The 26,213-nt window shown below is 68.6% G+C and carries 27 protein-coding genes and 1 pseudogene; 9 read left to right on the forward strand and 19 right to left on the reverse strand.

Features of this window, described 5'->3' with window-relative positions; translation table 11 throughout:
* The first annotated feature begins 58 nt into the window (after positions 1-58).
* On the forward strand, positions 59-460 hold the full coding sequence (locus VNT50_RS06130; RefSeq protein ID WP_325484214.1) for a GlcG/HbpS family heme-binding protein: 402 nt from the start codon (positions 59-61) through the stop codon (positions 458-460).
* 27 nt (positions 461-487) lie between these two features.
* Here VNT50_RS06130 and VNT50_RS06135 read toward each other — a convergent pair whose 3' ends face one another.
* On the reverse strand, positions 488-1,774 hold the full coding sequence (locus VNT50_RS06135) for an endonuclease/exonuclease/phosphatase family protein (RefSeq protein ID WP_325484215.1): 1,287 nt from the start codon (positions 1,772-1,774) through the stop codon (positions 488-490).
* A 210-nt stretch (positions 1,775-1,984) separates the two neighbouring features.
* Between VNT50_RS06135 and VNT50_RS06140 the strand changes: the two genes are divergently transcribed.
* Positions 1,985-2,860 (forward strand): CHAD domain-containing protein, encoded by an 876-nt coding sequence (locus tag VNT50_RS06140; RefSeq protein ID WP_325484216.1) that lies wholly within the window; start codon positions 1,985-1,987, stop codon positions 2,858-2,860.
* A gap of 12 nt (positions 2,861-2,872) precedes the next feature.
* On the opposite strand, the gene VNT50_RS06145 is transcribed toward VNT50_RS06140, so the two are convergent.
* Positions 2,873-3,226 carry a carboxymuconolactone decarboxylase gene (locus tag VNT50_RS06145; protein ID WP_325484217.1) on the reverse strand — a complete coding sequence of 118 codons (354 nt, stop codon included), beginning with the start codon at positions 3,224-3,226 and terminating at the stop codon, positions 2,873-2,875.
* Between the two features lie 202 nt (positions 3,227-3,428).
* On the opposite strand from VNT50_RS06145, the gene VNT50_RS06150 reads away from it, so the two are divergent.
* A complete protein-coding gene (locus tag VNT50_RS06150; RefSeq protein WP_325484218.1) occupies positions 3,429-4,232 on the forward strand; it encodes a siderophore-interacting protein in 804 nt (267 codons plus the stop codon).
* On the opposite strand, the gene VNT50_RS06155 is transcribed toward VNT50_RS06150, so the two are convergent.
* On the reverse strand, positions 4,229-5,065 hold the full coding sequence (locus tag VNT50_RS06155) for a VOC family protein (RefSeq protein WP_325484219.1): 837 nt from the start codon (positions 5,063-5,065) through the stop codon (positions 4,229-4,231). The genes VNT50_RS06150 and VNT50_RS06155 overlap by 4 nt on opposite strands.
* Before the next feature lie 195 nt (positions 5,066-5,260).
* Here VNT50_RS06155 and VNT50_RS06160 point away from each other — a divergent pair, with 195 nt between their 5' ends.
* The 3 genes from VNT50_RS06160 to coaA are packed head-to-tail and all read left to right on the forward strand — an operon-like array spanning position 5,261 to position 8,670.
* A complete protein-coding gene (locus tag VNT50_RS06160) occupies positions 5,261-6,391 on the forward strand; it encodes a P1 family peptidase (protein ID WP_325484220.1) in 1,131 nt (376 codons plus the stop codon).
* A gap of 57 nt (positions 6,392-6,448) precedes the next feature.
* Positions 6,449-7,723: a bifunctional phosphopantothenoylcysteine decarboxylase/phosphopantothenate--cysteine ligase CoaBC gene (gene coaBC, locus VNT50_RS06165; protein ID WP_325484221.1), complete on the forward strand. Its 1,275-nt coding sequence runs from the start codon at positions 6,449-6,451 to the stop codon at positions 7,721-7,723.
* A complete protein-coding gene (coaA, locus tag VNT50_RS06170) occupies positions 7,720-8,670 on the forward strand; it encodes a type I pantothenate kinase (protein WP_325484222.1) in 951 nt (316 codons plus the stop codon). Before coaBC ends, coaA begins: the two co-directional genes overlap by 4 nt.
* A 24-nt stretch (positions 8,671-8,694) precedes the next feature.
* Here the strand turns inward: coaA and panB are convergent, their stop codons facing one another.
* The 7 genes from panB to VNT50_RS06205 all read right to left on the reverse strand — a co-directional run bounded on the left by panB (position 8,695) and on the right by VNT50_RS06205 (position 15,490).
* Positions 8,695-9,639 carry a 3-methyl-2-oxobutanoate hydroxymethyltransferase gene (gene panB / locus VNT50_RS06175; protein WP_325484223.1) on the reverse strand — a complete coding sequence of 315 codons (945 nt, stop codon included), beginning with the start codon at positions 9,637-9,639 and terminating at the stop codon, positions 8,695-8,697.
* A complete protein-coding gene (gene panC, locus VNT50_RS06180) occupies positions 9,639-11,195 on the reverse strand; it encodes a pantoate--beta-alanine ligase (RefSeq protein ID WP_325484224.1) in 1,557 nt (518 codons plus the stop codon). Before panC ends, panB begins: the two co-directional genes overlap by 1 nt.
* Before the next feature lie 215 nt (positions 11,196-11,410).
* The gene (locus VNT50_RS06185) at positions 11,411-12,172 is read right to left on the reverse strand and encodes an ABC transporter permease (protein ID WP_325484225.1); all 762 of its coding nucleotides are present in this window, start codon (positions 12,170-12,172) and stop codon (positions 11,411-11,413) included.
* Positions 12,169-12,996: an ABC transporter ATP-binding protein gene (locus tag VNT50_RS06190; RefSeq protein WP_325484226.1), complete on the reverse strand. Its 828-nt coding sequence runs from the start codon at positions 12,994-12,996 to the stop codon at positions 12,169-12,171. Before VNT50_RS06190 ends, VNT50_RS06185 begins: the two co-directional genes overlap by 4 nt.
* Positions 12,993-13,367, reverse strand: coding sequence for a DUF1048 domain-containing protein (locus VNT50_RS06195; protein ID WP_325484227.1), 375 nt, complete (start codon positions 13,365-13,367; stop codon positions 12,993-12,995). The genes VNT50_RS06190 and VNT50_RS06195 overlap by 4 nt, the downstream gene beginning before the upstream one ends.
* A gap of 2 nt (positions 13,368-13,369) precedes the next feature.
* Positions 13,370-13,699: a PadR family transcriptional regulator gene (locus VNT50_RS06200; RefSeq protein WP_325484228.1), complete on the reverse strand. Its 330-nt coding sequence runs from the start codon at positions 13,697-13,699 to the stop codon at positions 13,370-13,372.
* Positions 13,700-13,990: 291 nt separating this feature from the next.
* Entirely contained in the window at positions 13,991-15,490 is a 1,500-nt protein-coding gene (locus VNT50_RS06205) for an MFS transporter (protein ID WP_325484229.1), read from the reverse strand.
* Positions 15,491-15,590: 100 nt separating this feature from the next.
* Here VNT50_RS06205 and VNT50_RS06210 point away from each other — a divergent pair, with 100 nt between their 5' ends.
* Both VNT50_RS06210 and VNT50_RS06215 read left to right on the forward strand, forming a co-directional pair.
* Positions 15,591-16,229 carry a TetR/AcrR family transcriptional regulator gene (locus VNT50_RS06210; protein WP_325484230.1) on the forward strand — a complete coding sequence of 213 codons (639 nt, stop codon included), beginning with the start codon at positions 15,591-15,593 and terminating at the stop codon, positions 16,227-16,229.
* A 46-nt stretch (positions 16,230-16,275) separates the two neighbouring features.
* Complete coding sequence (locus VNT50_RS06215; protein ID WP_325484231.1) at positions 16,276-16,956, forward strand: hypothetical protein; 681 nt, start codon at positions 16,276-16,278, stop codon at positions 16,954-16,956.
* A gap of 67 nt (positions 16,957-17,023) precedes the next feature.
* On the opposite strand, the gene VNT50_RS06220 is transcribed toward VNT50_RS06215, so the two are convergent.
* From VNT50_RS06220 to VNT50_RS06245, 6 genes are all read right to left on the reverse strand, one after another.
* Positions 17,024-17,605 carry a PIN domain-containing protein gene (locus VNT50_RS06220; protein WP_325484232.1) on the reverse strand — a complete coding sequence of 194 codons (582 nt, stop codon included), beginning with the start codon at positions 17,603-17,605 and terminating at the stop codon, positions 17,024-17,026.
* 12 nt (positions 17,606-17,617) lie between these two features.
* Complete coding sequence (locus VNT50_RS06225; RefSeq protein ID WP_325484233.1) at positions 17,618-18,154, reverse strand: helix-turn-helix domain-containing protein; 537 nt, start codon at positions 18,152-18,154, stop codon at positions 17,618-17,620.
* Between the two features lie 193 nt (positions 18,155-18,347).
* On the reverse strand, positions 18,348-19,061 hold the full coding sequence (locus VNT50_RS06230) for a FadR/GntR family transcriptional regulator (RefSeq protein ID WP_325484234.1): 714 nt from the start codon (positions 19,059-19,061) through the stop codon (positions 18,348-18,350).
* Positions 19,062-19,106: 45 nt separating this feature from the next.
* A complete protein-coding gene (locus VNT50_RS06235) occupies positions 19,107-20,555 on the reverse strand; it encodes a GntP family transporter (RefSeq protein WP_325484235.1) in 1,449 nt (482 codons plus the stop codon).
* A 35-nt stretch (positions 20,556-20,590) separates the two neighbouring features.
* The gene (locus VNT50_RS06240) at positions 20,591-21,487 is read right to left on the reverse strand and encodes an NAD(P)-dependent oxidoreductase (protein ID WP_325484236.1); all 897 of its coding nucleotides are present in this window, start codon (positions 21,485-21,487) and stop codon (positions 20,591-20,593) included.
* Positions 21,488-21,514: 27 nt separating this feature from the next.
* Entirely contained in the window at positions 21,515-22,957 is a 1,443-nt protein-coding gene (locus VNT50_RS06245) for a four-carbon acid sugar kinase family protein (RefSeq protein ID WP_414683945.1), read from the reverse strand.
* Positions 22,958-23,157: 200 nt separating this feature from the next.
* Here VNT50_RS06245 and VNT50_RS06250 point away from each other — a divergent pair, with 200 nt between their 5' ends.
* Positions 23,158-23,502, forward strand: a complete 345-nt coding sequence (locus VNT50_RS06250) for a DUF2200 domain-containing protein (protein WP_325484238.1) — start codon at positions 23,158-23,160, stop codon at positions 23,500-23,502.
* 109 nt (positions 23,503-23,611) lie between these two features.
* On the opposite strand, the gene VNT50_RS06255 is transcribed toward VNT50_RS06250, so the two are convergent.
* From VNT50_RS06255 to VNT50_RS06265, 3 genes and pseudogenes are all read right to left on the reverse strand, one after another.
* Positions 23,612-24,463 (reverse strand): carbon-nitrogen hydrolase family protein, encoded by an 852-nt coding sequence (locus VNT50_RS06255; RefSeq protein ID WP_325484239.1) that lies wholly within the window; start codon positions 24,461-24,463, stop codon positions 23,612-23,614.
* Positions 24,464-25,195: 732 nt separating this feature from the next.
* A complete protein-coding gene (locus VNT50_RS06260; protein ID WP_325484243.1) occupies positions 25,196-25,414 on the reverse strand; it encodes a hypothetical protein in 219 nt (72 codons plus the stop codon).
* Positions 25,415-25,466: 52 nt separating this feature from the next.
* Positions 25,467-26,213 (reverse strand): annotated as a pseudogene (locus tag VNT50_RS06265) (helix-turn-helix domain-containing protein); the annotation flags it as partial.

Below are 26,213 nucleotides of genomic sequence, written 5' to 3' on the forward strand. Positions count from 1 at the left end.
ACGAGCGGCGGCATCCATCCCTCTTCCACACTCACCGAGAAAGTAAGGAACAACAGCCATGACCAGTGTCACCCTCGAAGACGCCCGCCGTGTGATCTCCGCCGCCGAGAAGCGTGCCGACGAGATCGGCCAGCCTATGAACATCGCCGTCGTCGACTCCGGCGGCAACCTCGTCGCCCACGTCCGTCAGGACGGCGCGTGGATCGGCAGCGTCAACATCTCGATCAACAAGGCGTGGACGTCTCGCGCGTTCGACATCTCCACGAAGGACCTCGGCGACAACTCGCAGCCGAACCAGCAGTTCTACGGCATCCACGCCACGAACGGCGGCAAGGTCGCGATCTTCGCCGGTGGCATCCCGCTGTCGCGCGACGGAGTCGTCATCGGCGCCGTCGGTGTCAGCGGCGGCTCCGGCGAGCAGGACCACAGTGTCGCCGAGGCGGGCGCCGCCGCCTTCTGACGCCGGACTCGGTGGGCCGCGCCCGGGCTACAGCCCGACGCGCGGCACCCGCACGTCGACCCAGACGAGCCGGTGGTCGCTGCTCGGGAAGGGGAAGACGCCGGTCAGGCGCGACAGCGGATCGGCCTGCACGGGCCAGAAGACCCCCGATGCCGCGACCCGGAGGGCGAGCGAGGGCAGCACGTAGTCCGCGCGAAGGTTGCCGGGAGCGGTGTCGGCGAAGTCCGCGGTGTCGTACTTCGGGTCGCCCTCGTGGGTGGCGTTCGCGCCGCCCTGCAGCGCCGCCGCCTCGCTCGCGCCCGCCGACGCGGGTCGCGGGTCCTGGATCCGCCAGTGGCCGAGCAGCTGGTCGATCGCGGCATCCACCGAATCGCCATCCAGCGGGTCGGCGTTCTGGTCGCCCACGATGACGAAGGAATCGACCAGCCGCAGGCCGCCGCGCTTGCCCGCGTCATCGACGATGTAGCGCGATGTCACGGGTGAGATGTAGTCGCGCCAGAAGCGGATCTCGTCGTGGTTGCGGCGGCCGTTGCGGTCCTCCGGCCCGTCGAACGTGGGTGGCGTCGGGTGCGACGCGAGCACGTGCACCGTGTGCTTGCCGACCGTGATCGGAACGTCCCAGTGCGACTTGCTGGAGAGGCGGATCACCGAGAGCTCCTCGGGGGTGAACCAGTCGTTCGGTGCCGGCGTCGCCGGATCGTCGGGCAGGAGCGCGCCCGGCATGTCCTTCCACAGGAAGTTCTGGAAGGTCCGCACCTTGTCGGTCTGGATCGGGTGCTTCGAGAGCACGACCATGCCGTACTGCCCCTCGAAGAGCCCGAACCCGAAGGCGTCGTCGCCCCCGCCGACGGTCCCGTCGTTGTTGAGGTCGAAGCCGCTCGGGATGCCGGTGTTGGAGGGTGCGACGAAGGCATAGGGGTAGTCCACGGGGGCCGCGCCGTTCTGCGCGACCTCGAGGTAGTTGTCGCGGAACAGGTCGACCACATGGCCGCCCGCGACGTAGTCGAATTCGTTGAGCAGGATGACGTCGGCATTCGCCCGCTGGATCACTTCGGCCACCGTCTTCGCCTGTGCGTTGTCGGGCGTCGACAGGTCGGTCACGAGCTGCCCGGCGGCGCCCCGGTTGAGCGACAGATTGTAGGTGGCGACGCGAAGCGGCTGCTTCTGGAAGAGCACGTCGCCTGGCCCGTGCGTATGCACGGTCGGGGCGGACGGTGCCGCGGACGCAGGGGGCGCGGCCGCGAGCGCTCCGAGCGCGAGGGCGCCGATGGAGGCGGTCGTGACGAGGCTGCGGAGGCGACGGTGGCTGGGCATGAGGATCCTTCGTTCGCGAGATTGCGGGACCGTGCGGGTTCGAGGCTAGATCCCTCGGGTCCTCGGCGCACCCCTGTTCACCAACTCTTCAGACCGGCGTTCCCGAAACCGCTCGGGCGCTTCCGCGGCTGCTCCCCGCTCGATAGCGTGGGAGCAACTCGCTCGTCGTCGCCGGCATCCCGGCGGGAGGAGGGCACCGTGGGAGATCGGGTGGCTGATCCGACGGCGGGCGCAATCGTCACCCGCACCCTCGAAGGGCTGGCGGCGAAGTTCGACGAGACCGAGCAGCGGATGCTGCGGGGGGATGACCCCGAGGGGACCCATGACCACCGCACGACGGTGCGCCGGGTGCGCAGCGTGCTCGCGGCGTACCGTGGCCTGTTCGACAGCGCCGCCGTGAAGCGCCTGCGGAGCGAGCTGAAGGTCTGGGGCGGCGTTCTCGGTGTGGTGCGCGACATCGAGGTGGGCGCAGACCTGGCGGAGGCCGCGATCGACAGTGCCGACGGGCAGGCGGGGGCCCCCGTCCGCCGGCGGCTGGTGGAGCAGGAGCGCGAGGCGGCCGAGCGTGCGCGGGGCCGCGCGGTCGTCGTCCACGACGGCGAGCGGGCGCGCGAGACCCGCCGGCTGCTCAAGGACTTCGCCGCGGATCCCCCGCGCGCCGCTGCCGCGGACGAACCGGCCGAGCGCCTTCGCAAGGCCATCCGCCGCGAACTGCGCCGCACGGAGCGCGCCGCGCTGGCCCTCGACGGATCGCTCGCGCGCCTGCACGCGCTGCGCAAGGCGGCGCGTCGCCTCCGCTACGCCGTGGAGGGCCCGATGGATGATCCGAGCGCGCCCTTCGGCCGGAAGATCGCCCGCGTCGGCGAGCGCGCCCACGCGATCCAGCGCCTTCTCGGCGATCACCGGGATGCCGCGCTCCTCGCGGAGCGGGTCGACCGCGCCGCCGCGCTGGCCGCCAGGGACGGCGAGGACGTCACGGACTACGAGCGACTCGCCGGCATCGCGGTGACGGATGCCGACGCGGCGCTCGCCGGGCTCGACCGGGCACTCGCCCGGCTGAGATCGGCGGCGCGCAAGCTGGGCTGACCCTGTCCGGGCCTACAGATCGTCGTCGTCGAACTCGTCGTCGAGCTCGGCCACCTCGAGATCACCGAGCGCGGCCTCCGATGCGAGCGCCCTGACGATGTTGCCCGTCGCGGCCGCGATCCTGGCCGTGCCCACGATCGGCGCGATCGCCGTCAGCACGCCGCGGATGCTGTCGAGGTCGAGCCCGTCCTCGGCCGCGACATCGAGGTTGAGGGCGTACGACACGGGCGGCGCGTCCACCGCGACGAGCGCCGCGATGCGCACGAGGATCAGGGTGTCGATGTCGAGGGATGACGTCTCGTACGAGTCGACAGTCATGCGTGCAAGCAGGTCCAGGACCGGAGCCTCGGTGGTCGTGTCACTCATGATTGTCCCTTTCAACGCCGTCAGAGAGATGGGTCGGCGCAGCGGTGTCGCTGCCCCACCACCCTCGCAGGACGCCTGTCACAGGAGTGTGAACGCCCGGTTAAGCGGGGCGGAACAGTGCGGCATCCGGATGTGCGCCGCCTGAGCAAGCCACTGCGTAGAGTCGTAGTGAACCGATAACGCTCAGAGAGTGGGGCCCGGCGTGAGCACGAAGCTGACCGTGATCGGAACGGAATCGATCACTCCCGTGGTGAGGCGCGTCTTCTTCCGCACCGATGACCTCTCGGCGTTCGCGGAGAGCGCGGCGACCGATCGGTATGTCAAGATCGTCTTCCCGAAACCCGGTGTGTCCTACCCGGAGCAACTCGACATGCGCGCCCTGCGGGCAACGCTGCCGCCCGAACAGCTGCCCGACGTCCGCACCTACACGGCCCTCTTCCCCGACGTCGCCGAGGGGACTGTCGCGATCGACTTCGTCATCCACGGCGACGAAGGGGTGGCCGGGCCGTGGGCCGCACGCGCATCGGCGGGTGACACCCTCCGGGTGAATGGACCCGGCGGCGGATACCGTCCCGATGCGACCGCAGACTGGCACCTCCTGGTGGGCGACGAATCCGCCATGCCCGCGATCACCGCCGCCCTCGATGACCTCGCCGACGACGCGACCGCGCAGGTCGTGCTGCTGATCGAGGCTCCGGGGCACGAGCCGGTGCTGCCGCTGACGAGCGACAGCTCCGTGCGGCACGTGTACCGCGAGGACGATCACGGCGACGGCGCGCTGCTCGCCGCAGTGCGCGACCTGCACTGGCGGCCCGGGCGCGTCCACGCGTTCGTGCACGGGGAGGCGCAGGAGATCATGCACGGACTGCGGCCGCACCTGCTCAAGGAGCGCGGGCTCGGCCGTGATCAGGTCTCGATCTCGGGATACTGGAGGCGCGGACGCACCGAAGACGGGTTCCGCGTCTGGAAATCCGAACTCGCCCAGGCCGAAGCCGACGCTCGCTAGTCCGCTGGCTCGGGCTCGCGAAACTGACCGACCCTGAACTCCGCACCCTGCGGATCGCGCAGCACGGCCTCGAAGGTGTAGTCGGTGTCACGCGTGGAGACCACCTCGCCGCCCCCGCGTCGGGCGGATTCGATCGCCTCGGCGCGATCGGCGATCGAGAACTGCACGACCCAGCGCGCCGGCTCACCCCCCTCCGCCCGCGCGATGCCGCCGACCACGTCTTCGAAACCCTCGGGCGCGAATTCCTGTCGCTCGAGGATGCCGGGGTCGACCGTCGAGGCGAGATGCTCCCCGTAGCCGGGCACCGCGATCATCACGTCGCCCAGGGCCGGATCACCGCCGATGGAGGTCCAGCCGAACGCGCGCGCATAGAACGCCAACGCCGCCTCCGGGTCGGCGGTGCGCAGGATGCTGAAGTTCCACGCACCCGGGACGTTGGCGATCTGCGCGCCGAGCCGCTGATCCGCCTCCCACAGCCGGAAGACCGCACCGTCGGGATCTGCGCAGACCGCCAGCCGCCCACCGGGTCCTGCGTCGGCCACCGGCACGAGCACCGTGCCACCGGCATCCGTCACCCGCTCCGCCGCGGCATCCGCATCGTCGACGGCGACGTAGGTCATCCACTCCCCGTCTTCGCCGCCGCCGATCGCCGCGGCATCCTCGCCGTCGAGCGTCGCGATCAGGTAGGTGTCGGGGGCATCCGGCGGGGTGGCGGCGTGGAAGTCCCACCCCAGCAGCCCCCTGTAGAAGTCCGCGGCGGCATCCGGGTCGGATTTTTCGATGTCGATCCAGCACAGAACACCGTGTGGGTAGGTGTGCGGTGGGTTCGTCATGTCTCCTCCTGCCGGGTCCGATGCCTGGCACCCTACCCGCTGGGTCGGACGTCTGAAACCACTGGCCGGGATGCCGAGGTGTCGGTCGTGGTCGCTCTGCACGGGGCGGATGCGGCACGAGCCGCCACCTCGCTGCGGCCTGCGCGTCGCCGCCGCGACCACACGGGTCGCGCGGAGCGGGCTAGGGTGAATCGCGTGGATCTGACCGGCCTGGATTGGCGCTTGGGCGGCACCGGGCGGCTGCGCATCGGCGCCCGCAACGCGATCACCGATGTCACGGGCATCCGCGTCGGGCACGCCGGCCGGGCCGGCGACGGGTGGCTCACCGGATCCACCGTCGTGTTCGGCGGCGAGGCCGGCGTCACGGCCGCGGTCGATGCCCGCGGCGGCGGAACGGCGACGCGCGAGATCGGGGCGCTCGACCCGACGGGCGTGGTCGAGCGCATCCATGCGGTCTATCTCGGTGGCGGCAGCGCGTACGGGCTGGATGCCGCGGGCGGCGTCATGGCGGGGCTGGCCGAGCGCGGCCTCGGTTTCGTGGTGGGCTCGGAGCCGACGCATGTGGTGCCCGTCGTGCCGTCGGCGACGCTCTTCGACCTCGGTCGCGGTGGCGACTTCTTCGCCCGCCCCGACGCCGCCCTCGCGCGCGAGGCGCTCGAGGCGGCGCTCGCGAGCGACGACGGCGCGCCCGTCGCCGAGGGCTCCGTCGGTGCCGGCACCGGGGCCGTGGCGGGCGAGATCCGCGGCGGCGTGGGCACCGCGAGCGTCGTCCTTCCCGGTGGTGGCGTGGTCGGCGCCCTCGTCGTCGTGAACTCCGCCGGCAGCACGGTCAACCAGCGCACCGGGCTCCCGTGGGGAGAGCTGTTCGAGCTCCCGCACGACGACGGACGCCCGGAGTTCGGGCTCACCCCGCCCGACGACGCCGCCCGCCGCAGAGCCCTCGACGCCCTCGCCGCGCTGAGCGGCGGCCGACTCCCGATGCGTCCCCTCAACACGACGCTCGCCGTCATCGCCACGGACATCCCGCTCAGTCGCGGCCAGCTGCTGCGACTCGCGGGCTGCGCGCACGACGGCATGGCGCGAGCCATCCGCCCGATCCACACGCTCTCGGACGGCGATGTGGTGTTCGGGATGTCGACAGGCACCGGCCCGTGGCCGCCGGCAGAGGGCCCGCTCGAGTCGCTGCATCCGAGCGATCAGGTGAACCAGGTGCTCGCCGCCGGCGCCGACGTCATCGCCCGCGCGATCGTGCACGCGGTGATCGCGGCCGACCCGGTCACGACGCCGATGGGACACGTGCCCTCCTACCGCACGATGTACACCTGACGGCTGCCTCCGGCAGAGGCATCCGCCGACCCGAGCAATCCACGATTCGAGGACACCATGGACCGACCGCTCAACGTCGTCGTCGGAGTGACCGGCGGCATCGCCGCATACAAGACGATCCAGGTCGTGCGCGATCTCGTGCTCGCCGGGCACCGGGTGAAGGTCATCGCCACCGACTCCGCCCTGCGCTTCGTCGGCGCACCCACGTGGGAGGCGATCAGCCGCCAGCCGCTCAGCATGTCGATCTTCGAGGATGTCGCGACCGTGCACCACGTCGCGCTCGGGCAGGAGGCCGACGTCGTCGTCATCGCGCCCGCGACGGCGAACACGATCGCGAAGCTCGCCGCCGGCATCGCCGACGACCTGCTCGGCACGACCGTGCTCGCCAGTCGCGCCCCCCTCGTGGTCGCCCCCGCGATGCACACCGAGATGTGGAACCATCCGGCGACGGTCGCGAACGTCGAGACGCTGCGGGCCCGCGGGGTCACGATCGTCGGGCCGGATTCGGGACAGCTGACCGGCACGGATGTGGGGCCCGGGCGCATGAGCGAGCCCGATGCGATCGTGGCGGCGGCGCTCGCGGCTGCGTCGAGGGCGGCCGTGCCCGCGGATGCGAATGTCTCGGTGGGCGCGGCCCACGCTCGCCCGCGCGACCTGGCCGGTTATCGCGTGCTCGTGACCGCCGGCGGAACCCGCGAGCCGATCGACCCCGTGCGATATCTCGCCAACCGCTCCAGCGGCAAGCAGGGAGTCGCGTTCGCGCTCGCCGCGGCGGCGCGAGGGGCGGACGTGACGGTGATCGCGGCCCATCTCGACAGCGATCCGGCCGCGGCGCTCGAGGCATCCGGGCTCCATACGATCGAGGTCGTGACGGCCGCAGACCTGGCCGCGGCGGTCGAGCGGGAAGCGGCCGAGGCATCCGTCGTCGTGATGGCGGCCGCCGTCGCGGACTTCACCCCCGCGAAGTTCTCCGAGCGCAAGATCAAGAAGCGCGCACAGGGCGAGCGGATGGAGCTCGTCCTCGTCCGCACCCGGGATGTGCTCGGCGACCTGGTCGCGCATCCCGTTCCGGGCAGGATCGTGGTGGGATTCGCCGCCGAGACGGTCACGGACCGTGACGAGCTCGTGGCGATCGCGCGTGAGAAGGTCGCCCGCAAGCCCGCCGATCTTCTCGTGGCCAATGCGGTCGGTGCGGATCGAGGCTTCGGCACCGACGACAACGAGGCCGTCGTGCTCGCGGCATCCGGTGATGTCATCGCCGACGTGTCAGGCAGCAAGCGCGCCGTGGCGGATGCCGTGCTCGACCGGGCGGTCGAAATGCTGGCTCCATGACGAGGCGTCTCGAGCAGGCGGCGCCCGCACTGACGCCGTATCTCGACATCGACCGGTCGGACTGGGCGCGTCTTGCACCGGGAATGACCCAACCCCTCACCGACGACGAGATCGTGCAGATTCGCGGGCTCGGCGACCGCCTCGACATCGACGAGGTGCGCGAGGTCTACCTGCCGCTCAGCAAGCTGCTGAGCCTCTACGCCAGTTCGACGAAGGCACTGGGAGCATCGACGAGCAGCTTCCTGGGCGAACCCGATGCCACCACGCCCTTCGTCATCGGCATCGCGGGTTCGGTCGCCGTCGGCAAGTCCACGATCGCGCGCCTGCTGCGAGACCTGCTCGGCCGCTGGTCCGACACGCCGCGGGTCGAGCTCGTCACGACCGACGGCTTCCTCTACCCGAATGCCGAGCTCGAGAGCCGCGGGCTGATGAAGCGCAAGGGATTTCCCGAGTCGTACGACCGGCGCGCGCTCATCGAATTCCTCACGCAGGTCAAGAGCGGCGCCGCCGAGGTGCGGGCGCCGATCTACTCGCACCTGCACTACGACATCGTGCCCGGCGCCCACGTCACCGTCCGGCGCCCCGACGTCGTGATCGTCGAGGGGCTCAACGTGCTCCAGCCTCCGCCAGCGGCGACCGACGCGTCGATCGGCGAGCTCTTCGATTTCTCGATCTACGTCGACGCCGACTCCAACGACATTTCCCAGTGGTACGTCGACCGATTCATGGCCCTGAAGAAGGGCGCCTTCAGCGATCCCGCGTCGTACTTCAACGTCTACGCAGACCTCAGCGACGACGAGGCGACGCAGACAGCGATGGGATTCTGGAACGGCATCAATCTGCCCAACCTCATCGAGAACGTGCTGCCGACGAGGCACCGCGCCAACCTGATCCTCGAGAAGGCCGCCGACCACACCGTTCAGCGCGTGCTGCTGCGCAAGCTGTAAGCCCGCGGCTCCGGCCCCCGCCGCTCAGCCCTCCGCGGTCTCCCGATGCCGGTCGTCGTCTTCGGCCTTCCAGCGGGCGAACTCACGTTCGGCGGCCGGCAGCGCGTCGGCGCCCGCGGCGTAGCCGTGTTCGGGGCCCGGAAACACGCTCCGTCTCACCTCGTCGGCGTATGCGGCGATGCCCGCGCGCATGCCATCGCCGATCGCGGCGTAGCGCTTGACGAACGCCGCGGTGGGCCCCTCCGTGATGCCCAGGAGGTCGTGCAGAACCAGCACCTGCCCGTCGGCCGGTCCCGCGCCGATCCCGATCACCGGGATGCGGGTGCCGGGGAGGAAGACGGCGACGATGTCGGCGGGCACGGCTTCGACGACCAGGGCGCAGGCCCCGGCATCCTGCACCGCGAGGGCATCGCGCACGACCTGCGCGGCGCTCGCCGCGGTTCGCCCCTGCGCGCGGAGGCCGCCGAGCGAGACGGCCGTCTGCGGTGTGAGGCCCACGTGTCCGACGACCGGGATGCCGGCGGAGACGAGCGCCCGGATGCGGCTGAGCCGCGCGGGTCCACCGCCCTCGAGCTTCACGGCATCCGCTCCTGCCTCCTTGACGAACCGCAGGGCCGTCGTCACGGCCTGCTCGTCGGAGACCTCGGTGGACCCGAAGGGCAGATCGCACACGACGAACGCGGTGCGCACGCCGCGCCGGACCGCGCTCGCGAGCACGAGCATCTCGTCGGTCGTGACTTCGACCGTGGACCCGTGCCCGAGAACCACCTGCGCGCCGGAATCGCCCACGAGCACCATGTCGACCCCGGCTCGTTCCGCGGCCCGCGCGGAGGGGTAGTCGTAGGCGGTGACCATGACGATCGGCTCGCGGCCGGCCTTCATCTCGACCAGCCGGGGAATCGTGACGGGCGGCCGTGCCGGGCCTTCCGCGACGATGTCGGGATCGGAGGTTCGCAGTACGCGTCGCATCATCGTTCTCTCGGCTCCAGTGTTGCGTTGTCGATGAGTCGGGTGGCACCGACCCGGGCGGCGATCACGAGGAGCGCCGGTGAGGCGATCTTCGAGACGGGCTCGAACGAATCGGGGTCGACGACCGCGACGTACTCGGTATCGAGGCGCGCGGCGGCGAGTGTCGCGAGGGCCCGCTCGCGAATGGCCGCGGCATCCGTCTCACCCCGCCCGATCGCATCGGCGGCCGCCTGCAGCGCTCTCGGAATCGCGAGCGCACGCCGACGCTCGTCGGGATCGAGCCGCCTGTTCCGCGACGAGCGGGCGAGGCCGTCCGGGTCACGGGAGGTCGGGCGCACCGCGATGCGCACAGGGAGGTTCAGATCGGCCACGGCGCGGCGCACGACCACCACCTGCTGGGCATCCTTCGCCCCGAAATAGGCCGTGTCGGGCAGGACTGCAAGGAGGAGCTTGGTGACCACCGTGGCGACCCCGTCGAAGTGGGCTCGGCCGCGCGCGGCGCCCTCGAGCGTCTCGGCGATGCCTCCCGAGACGCTGACCGTCGTGGCGAAGCCGGTCGGGTAGATCTCGGATGCCTCGGGCGCGAAGACGATGTCCACACCGGCCGTCGCGGCAAGCTCGACATCGCGCTCCTCGGTCCGCGGATACGCCGCGAGATCCGCCGCCTCGTTGAACTGGGTCGGATTGACGAAGATCGAGAGCACCACGGTGTCGGTCTCTTCGCGGGCGGCCGTGACGAGCGACAGATGCCCCTCGTGCAGGGCGCCCATCGTCGGGACGAATCCGATGCTCCCCCGTCGACGGGCCTCGCCCAGCGCCGTTCGCAGATCGGCGATCGTCCGGATGACCCGCAGACGTCGTGCCCGCGTTCGGCGTCGCGCGTTCCCCGTGGACGCGGCAAGGTCGCGTGTGGCATCCGCCAGCGCATCGACGAGCGCGAGCCGGTCCGGGAGCCGCTCGGCGACGGCGGCGCGCTGGCGGCTCACCGTCTCCTCGTCGCCGCGCGCGACCGGGCCGGTGAGCGCGGGACCGGCGCCGATCGCGGCCCAATTCTCGACCGTCGCGCGAACGAGGGGCACGAGCGCGGCGCGCGGCACTCCGGCGGTGGCCGCGAGCTGTTCCGCGGCGCCCTCGAGCGTCACCAGGTAGTTCGAGGCGATCGTCGCCGCCGCGTGATAGGCGGCCCGGTCCTCGTCTGCGACACCGAATCCCGCCATCCCGAGGACAGCGGCCAGAGCCCGGGCCGTCCCGAGGGCTCGGTCGGTGGAACCGGCCAGGGCCGCGGGAACCCCGGCGAGCGAGACGTCCGGTGTCGTGATCGTCATCAGCGGGTGGATGCTGAACGCCTCGTGCGGCGCGAGCGGATCCAGCGTGCTCGCCCCGGAGAGGTGGCCGACGAGCCGACCCGCCGCGATGTGTGCGGCGGCGTCCGCGATCGCGCCGTCGGGCACGGCCAGCAGCACGACATCCGCGGTCTCACCGGTCGCACCGCGTCCCGCGGGCCCCTGCACCCGCACGCCGGCTTCGCGCAGCCGGGCGGCGAGCGCGGTCCCCATCCGCCCAGAACCGACGACCAGCACAGACTCGGCGAAAGGCGGCAACATGACATCCGGTGGAGCATCGGGACGAGGGCTACGCCCGCCGGGAGGCGGACTGTTAACCATACCCCGTGCCGAATTTCCTGAACCGGGTGCACAACGACGCCGCCCGCTCCCTGTTGGGGCGGGCGGCGTCGTTCGGCCGGTGGCGCTGTGGTGCGCTGTGTTCGACGTCAGCTGATCTTGCGGCGGTAGATGGCGATCGCGAATGCGTAGGCGGCGATGAGGATGCCGACGAGCCAAGCGAGCGCCACCCAGATGTCGGCGCCCACCGGTTGCTGCGCGAACAGGGCCCGGAGGGTGTCCACGATGGCGGTGACCGGCTGGTTCTCCGCGAACCACGCGACCGGGCCGGGCATCGACTCGGTGGGCACGAACGCCGAACTGATGAACGGCAGGAAGATCAGCGGGTAGCTGAACGCGCTCGCTCCATCGACGGTCTTCGCCGAGAGCCCGGCGATCACGGCGATCCACGTCAGCGCGAGGGTGAAGAGGATCAGGATCCCGGCGACCGCGAGCCAGGCGCCGACCGAGGCGCCGGTGCGGAACCCCATGAGCAACGCGACCGCGATCACGATCGCAACCGAGACCAGGTTCGCCACCAGCGACGTAAGCACGTGCGCCCAGAGCACGCTCGACCTCGCGATCGGCATGGACTGGAAGCGTTCGAAGATGCCGCCCTGCATGTCGAGGAACAGGCGGTACGCCGTGTACGCGACGCCGGACGCGATGGTGATGAGCAGGATGCCCGGGAGCATGTAGTCGATGTACGACTCCGCCCCGGTGTTGATCGCGCCGCCGAAAACGTACGTGAACAGCAGCATCAGCGCGATCGGGGTGACCGCGGTGGTGATGATGGTGTCGGGGCTGCGAACGATGTGGCGCAGCGAGCGCCCGGTGAGGATGCCGGTGTCGCCGAGGACGTGAGTGGTCATCGGGGTTCCTTTCGTGCGGGGACGGCGCCGTCTGTGCGGTCGTCGCCGGCGGGGTCCGTGTCGCCGGTGTCGCCGACGAGGGCGAGGAAGACGTCCTCGAGCGAGGGCTGCTTCTCGATGTACTCGACCTTGGCGGGCGGGAGGAGCTGCTTGAGTTCGGTGAGCGTGCCGTTCTGGATGATGGTGCCCTTGTGCAGGATCGCGATGCGGTCGGCGAGCTGCTCGGCCTCGTCGAGGTACTGGGTGGTGAGCAGCACGGTCGTGCCGCCCCTGGCGAGTCCCTTCACGGTCTGCCATACCTCGAGGCGCGCCTGCGGGTCGAGGCCGGTGGTGGGCTCGTCGAGGAAGATGATCGGCGGGTTGCCGATCAGGCTCATCGCGATGTCGAGCCGACGTCGCATGCCGCCCGAGTACGTCGCCGCCCGGCGGCCGCCGGCGTCGGTGAGCGAGAACCGGGCGAGCAGCTCGTCGGCGATCGCACCGGGGTTCTTCAGGTGCCGGAGCTGCGCGACGAGCACGAGGTTCTCGCGACCGGTGAGCACTTCGTCGACCGCGGCGAACTGGCCGGTCAAGCTGATCGACTCGCGCACGTCGCCGGGTCGGCCGGCGACGTCGAACCCGTGCACCGTGGCCGTGCCCGAGTCGGCTTTCAGGAGAGTCGAGAGGATGCGCACGAGCGTGGTCTTGCCGGCGCCGTTGGAGCCGAGAAGCGCGAAGATGCTCCCCGCCGTCACGTCGAAGTCGACGCCGCGCAGCACGTGCAGGTCCTTGAACGACTTCTCGATGCCCTGCACCCGGATGGCGGGGGTGTTGGTAGTGGTCATCGCTCGTCCTCCTTGCTGAGTCCCTTGATGGTTTCGGTCAGGCGGGCGCGCTCCTTGTCGATCCAGCGCTTACCCGAGTAGGCGGCTGCGAATGCCTCGGCGAATTCGACCGGATCGTCGCCGACGATCTCGTCGACGGGCGTCTCGTCTGTGGCAGCCCGCTCCCACAGGTCGGCGAAATCGTTCAGCATCGTGATCATCACGGCGGGGTCGCCGTCGGTGATCCCGCCGTTGTACATGAAGTAGCGCTCGAACGCCTTGGCGGCCGACTTATACGGCTCGGGCAGCGCCCCGATGCGGGCCTTGTACTGCCGGTACGCCTTCTTGTCGTCGAGCGATCCCGTCAGGAATTCGATCCACTTTGCGGCCATGGTCACTTCTCTCCTTCATGGAGCTGTTCGATACGTCCTGCGAGGAAGCTCCATGTCCTCCAGAACTCGTCGAGCTGTTCGCGCCCGTGCGCGTTGATCGAGTACACCTTCCGCGGCGGTCCCTTCTCGGAGGGAACCTTCTCGACATCCACGAATCCCCTCTGCTCGATGCGGACGAGCAAGGCGTAGACGGTGCCTTCGACGATGTCTGCGAAGCCCTGATCACGCAGCCGAGCCGTGATCTCGTAGCCGTACGCGGGGCGTACGGCCAGGATCGCAAGCACGATGCCCTCGAGGGTGCCCTTCAGCATCTCTGTCATCTGGTTTCCCACGATTCACCTCCCGATCTACTCTGTGTTGCTGACTACCACTAAACGGTAACACTAGGTACCGGTAGTTAGCAACACAGAGTTCCGGGCGCCGTCGCGGGCGCCGCCATGGGCGGTATCGCGGAGGCGTCACACGGCGAGCTCTGCGGACCCAATGCGGTCCACGCGAGCAAAGGGCGGCTTCTCGCGGGCCCTAGGCGGTCCGCGCAAGGATCACGGGTCTGCGAGCGCAGCCTCGAACGCGGTCTCCGCGGAACCGATGGCCATCAGGTCATGGCCCAGGACTCCACGCGTTCAGTGACTGACGCCGGCGGGGGCGACCTCTTCGGCGGGCGCGGGAGCGTGGCTCAGCGAGAGACCGTGGGCGCGCCGGCGGAACAGCAGCGCCGACATGACCGCGCCGGAGGCGAAGAACGCCGCACCCCACAAGTACGCCGTCGAGTAGCTCGCGAGCGCCGCTTGCACGCCCACCTCCGGTGTGACCGGGGTGTGCGCAGCGAGGTAGTCGACGGCGGCGGTGGCCGCCAGAGTATTGAGCAGCGCGGTGCCGATCGAGCCACCCACCTGCTGGCTGGTGTTGACCGTTGCCGAGGCGACGCCCGCGAACTGGGGATCGACGCCGAGCGTGGCGGTCTGCATCGACGCCGGCATGATCGTGCCCATCGCGAAGCCGATGACCATGAGGGGCGGCATGACGTTGATTGCGTACACGCTCGACGCGTCGAGGAACGTCAGCCAGATCATGCCGAGCGCCCCGAGGGTCATTCCGATCGGCACGAGCACCTTCGGGCCGAACCTCGGCACGAAGATGTTCGTACCGAGCTGCGCGGCGAGCACCAGCATCCCGATCATCGGCAGGAACGCGAGGCCGGCCTGGATCGGTGAGTAGCCGAGGGTGAGCTGCACGTAATAGGTGACGAAGAGGAAGACGCCGAACATCCCCGCGCCGGCGATCGCGACGGACAGAAACGCCGCTCCGCGGTTACGATCCACGACGATCCGCAGAGGCAGCAGCGGGTGCGCGGCACGGCGCTGCCAGAGCACGAACGCGACCAGCAGGATGGCGGCACCGGCGAGCATTCCCCAGGTCATCGGGGAATCCCATCCGTCGGTCTCCGCGTTCGAGAAGCCGAAGACCAGGCCGAACAGGGCGCCCGATACCAGCACGGTGCCCGGGACATCGAGCTTCGGCCGCGGGCCGCTGCGAGTGATGAACGGGATGTAGAGAAGGGCACCGACGAGGGCGACGGCGGCGATGAAGACGTTGATGTACAGGTTCCAGCGCCAGTCGAGCGCCTCGGTCAGGATGCCGCCCAGCAGCAGTCCGACCGCTCCCCCGGCGCCGGCGATCGCCCCGAAGACGCCGAACGCGCGGGCGCGCTCCTTCGGGATGACGAAGGTCGTCGTGAGCACGGCGAGCGCCGTGGGGGCCAGGAGGGCGCCGAACGCGCCCTGCAGCGCGCGGGCGGCGACGAGGAGTTCGAATGAGGCGGCCGCACCGCCGAACGCGGATGCGGCGGCGAAGCCGATGAGCCCGATGATGAACGTGCGCTTGCGACCCCAGAGGTCGGAGAGCCGTCCGCCGAGCAGAAGGAGGCTTGCGAAGGCGAGAGAGTAGGCGGTGATGATCCACTGGCGCTGACCGTCGGTGAAGCCCAGGTCGGCCTGCGCGGAGGGAAGCGCGATGTTCACGACCGTCGCGTCGAGCACGACCATGAGCTGAGCGAGCCCGACGACGACGAGCGTGATCCAGCGACGGGTGTCGGTGGCAGGCATGGCGGGTGCAGAAGACATGCAGCCAGCTTATACGATACGATGGAGTTCCGGATATCACTGGTTCAGGAATTTACCTGCCGGTAATGTCGAGGATCGGACCGAAAGGATGGCGATTGCGATGACGCAACTCGACCTCGACGTCGACCACCCGCAGGCGAAGCCCCGGCTGGGCCGAAAGCGCGACCAGACGCGCGATCCCGAGATACTGGATGCCGCGCTCGAGGTGCTCGCCGAGACCGGGTATGACGGCATGACGATCGAGATGGTCGCCGCCCGCGCCAAGGCCGGCAAGGCGACCCTGTACCGCCGGTGGGCGTCGAAGCCCGAGCTGGTGCTGGACGCGGTCGCGTGCATGAAGGCCAGGGACCTCGACCTCGATTCTCTGCCCGACACCGGCACCCTGCGCGGCGACCTGGTCGCGATGGTGAAGGCGCCGACCATCCAGGAGGGCGAGCGAAAGCTCAAGGTGATGGCGGGAATCGTCTCGATGATCGCGCGCGACCCGGAGCTCGCCGCCGCCGCTCAGGAGGCGCTGGTCGAACCGCGCGCGGCCGCCAACCGCGTCGTGTTCCGGCGTGCCATCGAACGCGGCGAGATCAGCGCGGACGTGGACGTGGAGACGCTGTGCACGATCGGACCGGCGATGATCGCCTACCGGGTGCTGATGCTGCGCAAACCGGTCGATCGCGCGTTCATCATCGGCACCATCGACCAGATCATCCTCCCGGCGGCGATGCGGGCGACCGGGCCGACGTAGCGGCATTGCATTGACCACCCGCGCCGAACCCCGCGAGGATGAGGGGATGCAGTTCGCCGGAGTTCTCCCCGAAGACGCACCCGACCCACGGCTTCAGCGTGAAGAGATGCTGAAGAACATGCCGATCCCCATCGTCCAGTTCGCTGACCAGCGCTGCCTGGAGGTCACGGACATCGGCGTCAGTTCCGGCGCCGACGTCCACGGCTTCAACACCATGACCGCCAGCGTCTCCGCGACGCTCTGGCGAAACCCAGACGACAAATCCGACCCGGTGAACCTCGCCGACCTCGACGAGCAGACACGGCGCTCGATCGACGAGGTTCCCCCCTGGCCGCGTCCGGCGTGGCTGATCGAGGGCGTCGCGCGGATGCGGTACCCCGTCCTGTGGGAGGCGGTACAGACGACCTGGCATCGCGTGGAGTCCGACTACACCACCCTCCCCTACCTCCTCGTCCAGCACGCGAACTACATCCTGATCAACCAGTTCCGCGAACAGCTCGGGCTCGGTCTACACGATTGGGATTCCCCCGCGCTGACCTCGGAGCGTGTGGTCAGGCAGGATGTCGAGGTTGCGGTCGACGGTCTGGTGCTGACCGGCGCGGAGATCGACACGGACCCCTTCGTCTACGCCATTGGCGCGAAGCTGCCCAGCGGTGGGACACTGACCGCTGTCATTGCCCGCGAGCACCTCCCGTACCTCGACCTCGCATTCACCTTCCGCCGCTGAGCGCGGTGAGACACCAGTCACCTTGACGGCGGTGATGACCACTGACGGGCGTCCGTGTGGAGTCCTGCTAGGCCGACGATTCGACCATCATCTCCACCGCTTCGATCATGGCGTATCGGTCGCGCAGAACATCGAGGATCGCATCGACGGTGAGCACTGCGCCGTGGCGGCCGGAGCGTCTTGCGATCTCCTGAACGGCGGCCAATGCGTACTGCGGATTCAGCGCGACGGTGTTCCTCGCGAACTCCCGCGCGCTGAGCACTTGGATGCTCGGCGGAATCCTGTCCGAGGGGAAGTCCTTGAAGTTCTCGGTGACGATCGCTCCGGCTCCCGCGATGACCGCCGCAGCGACCACGTGCTCGTCATCAGGATCGGGCAACCCGAAGGTACCCTCCAGCGGCTCCCAGCCTTCAACCTCCGCGTCGGCGAACTCACGTCGCATCGCGGCGATGAGAGTCGACGCACGCTCGCCGGCCTCTGTGCTCGACGCTCCGAGTCTCACGAGCTTGGTCTCCTCGTGGAACTCGAGTTCGTCGAGGATCGCGGCACTCCAGGTCGGCCGGTACGCGCCCTCGATCGCGAGAGACAGCAGGAAGTCCCGTTGCAGACTCGGCCACAGCACGTTGGTGTCGAGAGTGGCCGTGAACACGACCCCATCCTGTCAGTCGGTGGAGCTAAGCCTGGCAGCTCGCCTCGCCGCGACCGTCTTCCTAGCCGCCTTGAGGTCCTCGAGCGCCTGGGCGACGTTCTCTTCATCAATGGCGTCGCGCGTCACGGCAAGCATGTCGTACTGACGCTCGCGCCGATGCTCCCGATACTCGAGCAGATCCGCAAGGAGAACGCGGCGGTGCGTTCCCGCCCTCTCGAAGGGGATCTCGCCGTCGTCAAGGAGCTTCACGACAGTCGGCCGGCTCACGTTCAGCAGGTCCGCCGCTTGCTGCGTTGTCAGGCGCGTCGTCTGCGGCACAACCGATACCGCGAGTCCACTTCGCATCGCGTCGACTACCTTGCGCAGCGCGAGGTAAACCTCTTCCGGAAGCTCGACCTGGTCGCCAGGGCGCGCTCCGGCGAGGAAGTAGCGCGGCTCAGGTACTGTCCGACCGGCTGCCTCATGAGCGCTCAGAAAGTCCGAGACCCGAGCAAGCACATCAACCTTGCTCGGAAGATACGTCTCCTCAACGACCGCAGCGCGAGACACAGGAATCACCTCGATAAGAACGAACGCAACAGTTTGCGTTTATTGCGATTAGGGTACCACGTGCCGCCGACAGATCGGCGAGACCCTGAAACGCAGCTTCGACGCCATCTACCGGAACGAGCAGACAATGACCGCCGGCGTTCGCGTCGATCTCCTCAGCTCACGACATGACGACGTCCTGGAAACGGGGTCCTCAGACTGCGGGGCGGTTCGTGAGGACGTAGGTCTGCAGATCATCGAGAGTCTGCGTCATGTGACTTTGCATCGCCTCTCGTGCTTTGCCTGGATCACCGGACTCCAACGCACGCAGGACGCCCTCATGCTCCGAGATCGCATGGATCTGGATTTCACGGACGCGGGATGTCTGCTCGCGCCGCTCCCGAAGTACACGCGTCAGGGGTTCGAACATCGCGGCGAGGAAGATGTTGTGGGAGGCCTTGAGAATCACGTCGTGAAATGCGATGTCGGCCTCGACGAAGCCGGCCACATCGTTGCGATGGTGGGCGCTCTTCATGACGTCGATCAGCGCCGACATCCTCTTCAGATCGGAGTCGGTTCGCCGCTCGGCGGCCAGCGCGGCGGCACCGACCTCGAAGATCCGGCGCAGTTCGAGCAGCTGGACGGCCACCTCGTCGTCGCTGCTTCCCGCGGCGGATACCCGGAGCACGGCTTCGAATGAGGTCCACTCCGAAACCGGGTTGACGAACGAACCCTTGCCGGTCTCGACCCGGAGCACACCCTGCGCCTGCAGCGTCCGAATCGCCTCCCGGACGGTCAGCCGGCTGACGTCATGGCTTTCCGCGATGTCCGCCTCGCTGGGGAGCCCGTCACCGATCGGAATCGTTCCTGCGACGATGTCATCGAGGATCGCGTCGACAACCTGGGTGACGAGGGTCTTCCGAGCCACGATTCCTCCCAACCGATCTGCAGATGCGGGTCAGTGCTTCCGAACCTACAGTCCGCCGCCGCTGATCAGGAATGCGGCCCAGACCATGAGGAAGCCGGCGACGCCGAGGATCGTCGTCAACACGGTCCAGGTGCGCAGACCGTCTGCCACCGAGATGCCGAGGTATCGCACGACGATCCAGAACCCCGCGTCGGTGACCATCGACAGGCCAAGGCCACCGAACCCGACCGCCACCGTGATGAGCGCGACCTGGAAGGGGGTGTATCCGCCGTCGGCGACCGCGGTGGCCAGCAGGCTCGCCGTCGTGACGATCGCGACGGTCGCCGAGCCCTGGGCCGCTCGGAGAATGAGCGTCAGCAGGAAGGCGAGGAGGATGAGCGGGACCCCGACGCCGTCGAGCGTCGTGGCCAGCGCGTTCCCGATACCGCTCGTCTGCAGCACGGCACCTAAGACACCACCGCCGGCGACCACCAGCAGGATGGAGGCGATCGGGGGGAAGGCGGATTCGAAGACCTCATTGGTGCGCTTGAGCCCCCACCCGCGACGGACCGGCAGGGCGAAGAAGGCGATGCCGACGGCGACGAGAAGTGCGAAGACCGGCGTCCCCACGAAGACGGCAAGGTCGTGCCCGAATGTCTCGGCAGGCAAAGTCAGCGCCAGCACGGTGCCGAGCATGATCTGAACGATCGGGATGGCGATCAGCGCGACGATCATGCGGGTGCGCGGCGGGGCGAGCACGTTTCCGTGCTTGTCGGTCGTGGTGATGATCGTCTCGGTGGTGCCGAACTCCGCGAGCTGGGCGGCGACCGTGTGGTTGACCTCGTATTCGCGGCGATTCATGATGCTCGAGACCCAGTAGCACAGGAACCCGAGGACGACGCAGATCGGCAGCGCGATCATGGCGACGAGCCCCAGGTCGGCGCCGAAGACTCCCGCGCCCGCGACGATGCCCGGGTGGGGCGGAACGGCGACGTGCACGGCGAGCATGAGGCCGAACATGGGCAGACCGAACTTGATGGGGTTGAACCCGGCGATCTTGCTGAAGGCGTAGATGATCGGCACCATGACGATGACGCCGACTTCGAAGAAGACCGGGATGGCGACGAGGAACGCGACGATCGTCAGGGCGATCGCAACGCGCCTGGGGCCGAAGACGCTCGTGAAGTGATCGGCGAGGCTCTGCACTCCCCCGGACACTTCGATCAGTCGTCCGAGCACCGCGCCGAGCGCGATGATGATGAGGACCTTGCCCATCGTCGCGCCGACGCCGGTGGCGATCAACGGGAACACATCCACGAGGGAGATGTTGGTCGAGATCGCGACGAGGATGCTGACCAGCAGCAGCGCCACGAACGCGTGGATTTTGAATCGGATGATGAGGACGAGCAGGATCGCGATGCCTGCCGCGGCGATGGCGAGCAGCCATGGCGTGTCCAGCTGGGTGGTCGGCGCGATCGGTACGGCATCTGCGGCCTTGAGGATGGTTGCGTACACGGTGTCTCCTTTGACTGCTGCGGGATGGAGTCGGGTCAGTGGGTGGGCGGGGAGGGTGCGATGACGGTGATGACGGCGGAGTCGTCGAGTGCTGAGAGGCCCTGCGCCTTTCCGATCAGATAGAGCTGCTCGGCCGCGGCTGCGACGGGGGTCGCGAGGCCCGCGGCTCGGGATGCCTTGCCCACGATGCCCATGTCCTTGACGAAGATGTCGAGGCGGCTGAGCACCTCGGCGCCGCCCTCCTCGTAGGCCTCGAGCATGCGCGGTCCGCGATTGCCGAGCATGAAGCTGGCGGCGGCCCCCGACATGAGGGCGTCGAGCGTGGCGGCAGGGTCGAGCCCCAACGCCGCAGCGAGTGCGAGCGCCTCCGCGGCCGCGGCGATGTGGACTCCGCAGAGCAGCTGGTTCACGGTCTTGAGCGCCTGGCCGTCGCCGGCCTTGTCGCCGACGACCGTCAGTGTGGAGGCGAGCAGGTTGAGCACCGGCGCCGCCTTCTCGCGAGCCGCTGGCGAGGCGCCCACGACGATCAGCAGATCGCCCGCGCCGGCACGCACCGGTCCCCCGCTGAGGGGAGCGTCAACGAGTTCGACGCCGACGGCCTCGAGCCGTTCGACGACGGTGGGTATGCCGTCCATGCCGACCGTGCTCGTCAGGATGACGACCGCGCCGGGCTGGAGGGATTCGGCGATTCCTGCCGTGCCGAAGAGGACGTCGTCCAGCTGGGCGCTGTCGCGCACCGCGAGAAGCACAGCGTCGACGCCGGCCACCGTCTCGATGGCGGAGCCGAACGGCACGATCCCGGCCGCGGACGCGAGGTCGAGGCGCGGCTGAGCGATGTCGAAGCCATGGACGGTGAGACCGGTGGTCAGGCGGGTGGCCATCGGCAGGCCCATCGCCCCCAGACCGAGGACGGCTACTTTGTAGTCGGACATTGACGGGTTCCTGTTCTGTGGTGACTGCTAGCGGGGGGAGCGCACGGGCACGTGCGCCGAGAGGGTGGCGACGACGGCGGCGAGGGATCCGTCGTCGCCGACGTTGCCTGCGAAGACGACATAGGGGATGCCGACCGCCGGCCCGTCGACGGGCTGCCAGAGCGACACGATGCCGGGCAGCATCGGTCCGCGGACGATGGCGTGGCGGATGCTGAGCCCGAGCGATGCGACATCGCTGGAGGTGATCCCTCCCTTGGCGACGACGAACCTCGGGGGGCGTGCGGCCAGGGCGCGTTGGGTGATGGTGACAAGTGCTGCCGAGACACGGCGCGAGATGTCGAGGCTCTCGGCGGGGTCGTCGCTGCGCTTGAGGGTTCTGCTGGTGTTGACGATGACGTCACCGGTGCCCAGCGCTTCGACGATGTCGGACGACACGATGCTCAGGTACTCGCTCGCGTTCGACGTGCCGACGATCTCGTTCACGTCGACCTCGACGGTCACGGCATCCGGTCGCTCCGCCTTCAGGCGGGCCAGTTGCCGGGTGGTCAGCCCGACGTGCGAGCCGACGACGATCAACCCGCCGGTGAGCGTCGGCGTCGGGTCGGTGAAGATCTCGCCGGTTGTGAGCGGCGCCTTGATCTCCTGACCGATGCGAGCGCGGACGAAGGGCGGTCCCACCCGGTAGAGGAATCGCTTGCCGCGGGACTCCGACTCGATCAGCCCGAGAGACAGCAGACGCAGATCGTCTTCGGAAACAGCGTCGGCGACGATCGGGGTCGAGTCGTTCACGAATGCCAGTGCTTCGGCGATCGCGGTCGCACCGCTACGAATGATGCCGAGGTCGAGCACCACGACATCCTGTTGCCGGATCCGGCCAGACGATTTCTCCTCAACCCAAGCGGATAGTGACGATGATGCGTATCCGAATGTCGCGTCCTTCGCGAACTCGGTCTCAGCGATGGGGGTCAGCGCGTCGCCGTCGCGCATGTAGTGGACGCCGCCGATCGTCACGCGGCCCGCGTCGGGGAATGCGGGGACGATCACGACCCCGTCGACTCGCTCCCCCGCCGCATCGGCCAGCGTCTGTGCGATGACGTCGGTCTCGAGCGGGTAGTGTCCGCGCAGCGTGGAGTCGCTCCTGCTGGCGAACCCCAGTGTGATGCCGAGCATCGCGGCCGATGCCGAGGCGTTGGTCACGATCTGCCGATTGCGCTCTGCGGCCTCAGCCGGGTCGAGACTGCGGGTGTTCGTCAGGACGTAAACGGCGGAGGCGCCCTGCGCGAGGGCCCAGTCGAAGTCTGCGCGATCCCACTTCGTCAGCACGGGAAGATCCGCGACGGACTGTGTGCCGGTCGGATCGTCGTCAAGCACGATCAGCACCGTCCCAAGCCTGATGGCCGCTGCCCGAACGCTCGAGGCTTCCACGCTTACGGCTCCGGGAAATTCGGCGAGTGCGTCTCGCTCGTCCATGAAAACTCCCTTGTTTCATACATGCCAGATATCAGCTATCAGACAGGATAGGAGAGTTGCCCGCGCGCGTCAAGACCCCGTCCGCGTCGCAGCGGCCGGACGATGGCTCAGGGACGTGGTTCGAGACGGCACGACGACGCGTCCAGAGATGCTAGGAAAAACGAGCGGCGTACCCTGGACGCGTGCATAGGATCTTCGACATGTCGTTCGCCGCGGTCTATCCGCTGTACATGGCGAAGGTGGAGAGGAAGGGGCGGACCTCCGCCGAGCTCGATGAGGTCATCCGATGGCTGACCGGATTCGATGAGGTCGCGCTGCGCCGCCACATCGCCGACGGCACGACGTTCGCGGAGTTCTTCGCCGATGCACGGATGAACCCGAACGCATCGTTGATCACGGGCGTCATCTGCGGGGTGCGGGTGGAAGAGATCGAGGATCCGCTCATGCAGAAGATCCGATACCTCGACAAGGTCGTCGACGAGCTCGCCCGCGGCAAGCCGATGGCGAAAGTGCTCCGCACGCCCGCCGCGGTGGTCGCCCCGTGAGGATGGCGCACGACGTCAAGCTCGAGCAGGTGGAGCCTCGCCCCACGGCAGTGGTCCGCGCGACGACGACCTGGGACGAGCTCCCGTCGACATGACGGGGTGCCCGGTTTCAGGACATCGTCGACGGGTGGTGAGCAGCGGTGGTGCTGGGATGCCAGGTGTCCGGATCGATCCGGCCGGCGTACATGGGGAGAGCGAGAGGCGAGTCGGTGGACACGAACTGCGACCACATCCGGTTGCTGCCGGCGGTGCCCTCAAGGTGCACCTTCGTCACGTGGCTGAGGTCGAGCGTGCTGATCAGCTCGACGGGGTCGACGCCCGCCGACTCGGCGAGCACCTTGCCCTCGGGATCGACGATGAGGCTCTGACCCCGGCCAATCGGGCCTGCGCAATTGACCGACACAGTGAAGGTCTGGTTGACGATGGAGTTGGCCTGCGCCAGCACCAGCTCCTGGGAGCGATCCGGGGTGGTCGTCTTGACGATGTTGATGACCGCTTCGGCGCCCATCCAGGCGAGGTGGCGGGCAACCTCGGGGAACCAGGCGTCGTAGCAGATCGAGATGCCGAGGCGGCCGACCCCTGGGATGTCGAACACCACGAAACGGTCGCCCGCGTCGTAGGGCTCGAATGGCCGCCACGGGAAGACCTTGCGGTAGTGCGCGACGAGTTCGCCGGCCGGCGAGAACACGAGGGCGGTGTTGAAGAGTTCGCCGAGCGGACCCCTCTCGCAGATGCTGCCTGGGATCAGCCACGCGCCGGCTTCGCGCGCGATGTCGCCGAGCTCTGCCACGAGCTGGCCGTCGAGTGGAACGGCGGATCGGCGGAGTTCGACGTTGCGCTGCTCGTCGGGCCAGATCTCGGAACCGAACAGGTGCAGCTCGGGGTAGACGATGAGATCGGCATGCGCGGCGCGCGCGATCACGTCGGCGCGGAAGGGTGCCAGATCGGCGCCGATGGTCACCGGCTGAGCCTGCACCGCCGAAACCGTGAGCGTTCGGGACAAACCGCACCTCCATTGTGGATTGACGTTGGAACCCAAAATAGATCACCCTCTCGAGCGGCTGAAGCTCGCCAACCACGACCACGAGCGCATCCTCGACGCTGTGCGGCCTCACGACCCGGTGGATGCCGCGGCTGAAATCTCAGCACACATCGCAGCCCTGCACTCGACGGTGTTCGTCGGCTACCCCGACGCGGAAAGCTGGATTCGTGGTGGCCGGGTCATGCCACCGAGACATGTGTCCCGCGGGTGTGCCGCAGGACACAGCGGGGACACTCGAACGGACCGTCCGGCAAAGACCGAGAACTCATGCAAGAAGCCAGAAAAGTGCGCCTGCCCAGGGATTTCATGGCTGAGACGGAGGGACTTGAACCCTCCCTTGGATTGACGAAGCTTTCGCTTGGCCGGCGACGCGCAACGCCGCAGTACGCAACGTGTCCGGCCACCTACCCGCAGAAACACGCGGATGCAGCTGCCGATCGCACCCGATCTGATCGATCGATGCGGTCGACGGGCAAGTCGATTGGGGTGCCAGCGTGTACATGGATTGATGTGTGCGTACGCAACTTGTGGGCAAAATGTGGGCACGCCGTGGGCGGGTGTAGGCGCCTTCGCCTGTGATGTATCAGGACATGCCTGACAGTTCTGCCTCAGGACATCTCTGACAGTTGATGTGTCAGGACATGCCTGACGTTAGAGGGTCCTCGCGGGCCCGGGTCGGCGGCCGTTGCTGACGTATTTGGTGCCGGGTCTGGGCCAGGGGTGCGCGATGATCAGGGTGCCGCGGAGGTCGAAGACCATGACGGTCTTCCCGGCGTCCACGACGCAGACTCTCTGCTCGGCGAAGGCGCGGGCGATCCCGAATCGGATGCCGCGGAACTCGACCGCGCCGGTGTTGCCGACCAGCTTCACTGATCTCTTCAGAGGGGCTCGGGAGCGGTCCGCGCGGGGCGACCGGTCGGGGCGGTTCGGTCCTCGAGGTGGCGTCCCAGGCGGACTGCGGCGTGATCCGGCCCTGAAGCGCTTGGTGAGGTCGCAGGGTGTCGTAGATGGGGTCGAAGTCGTCGACCTGGGTTTGCAGTTGCTCGAGAGTCGCGGCGAGAGGCTGCTTGTCGAGAGAGCAGCCGTTGCGGAACACCGTGCGCGGCGATGCCCTTCTTCACCACGACGATCGCGGCTTCGGACGTTTCGCCCCACGCGACGTGAGAGGCGATGGCGAGGCGGGAGTGGTCGTCGATGAGTTGGAAGATCACGCACTTGCGCCCGCCAGTGAGGACATACTCCGTCGCATCAAGCTGCCAGCACGCGTTCGGTGCCGGGGGTAGACGAATCGCCGGTAGGAGGAGCGTGGCTTCTTCCGCGGCTCAGTCTTCGCGACCCGGGCGTCACGGAAGATGCGAGATAGCGACGCGGTCGACGGCACCGGCTCCATCCCGAGCGACCGCATCTTCTCGTGAACACTGATCGGGCCGTGATCGAGCCCGGACTGTTCCAACGCAGCCCGCACCGCGATCGCCTGCACGGCAATGGCGTCGGCGAGTTTGCCCGGGCTGTCTTTCGGGCGTCTCGACCGTGGCTCCAATGCCGCAGCCGGGCCCTCTGCGGCCGCGCGCCTTCGGATCGCGTAGAACGTCTCGCGCGAGATCCCATGCTCGAGGCAGAACGTCGTCACCGACCCGCGCGGCGCATCCGGAGGCCACTGCGTGATGGC

This window comes from Microbacterium sp., assembly GCF_035554235.1.
Taxonomy (GTDB): domain Bacteria; phylum Actinomycetota; class Actinomycetes; order Actinomycetales; family Microbacteriaceae; genus Microbacterium.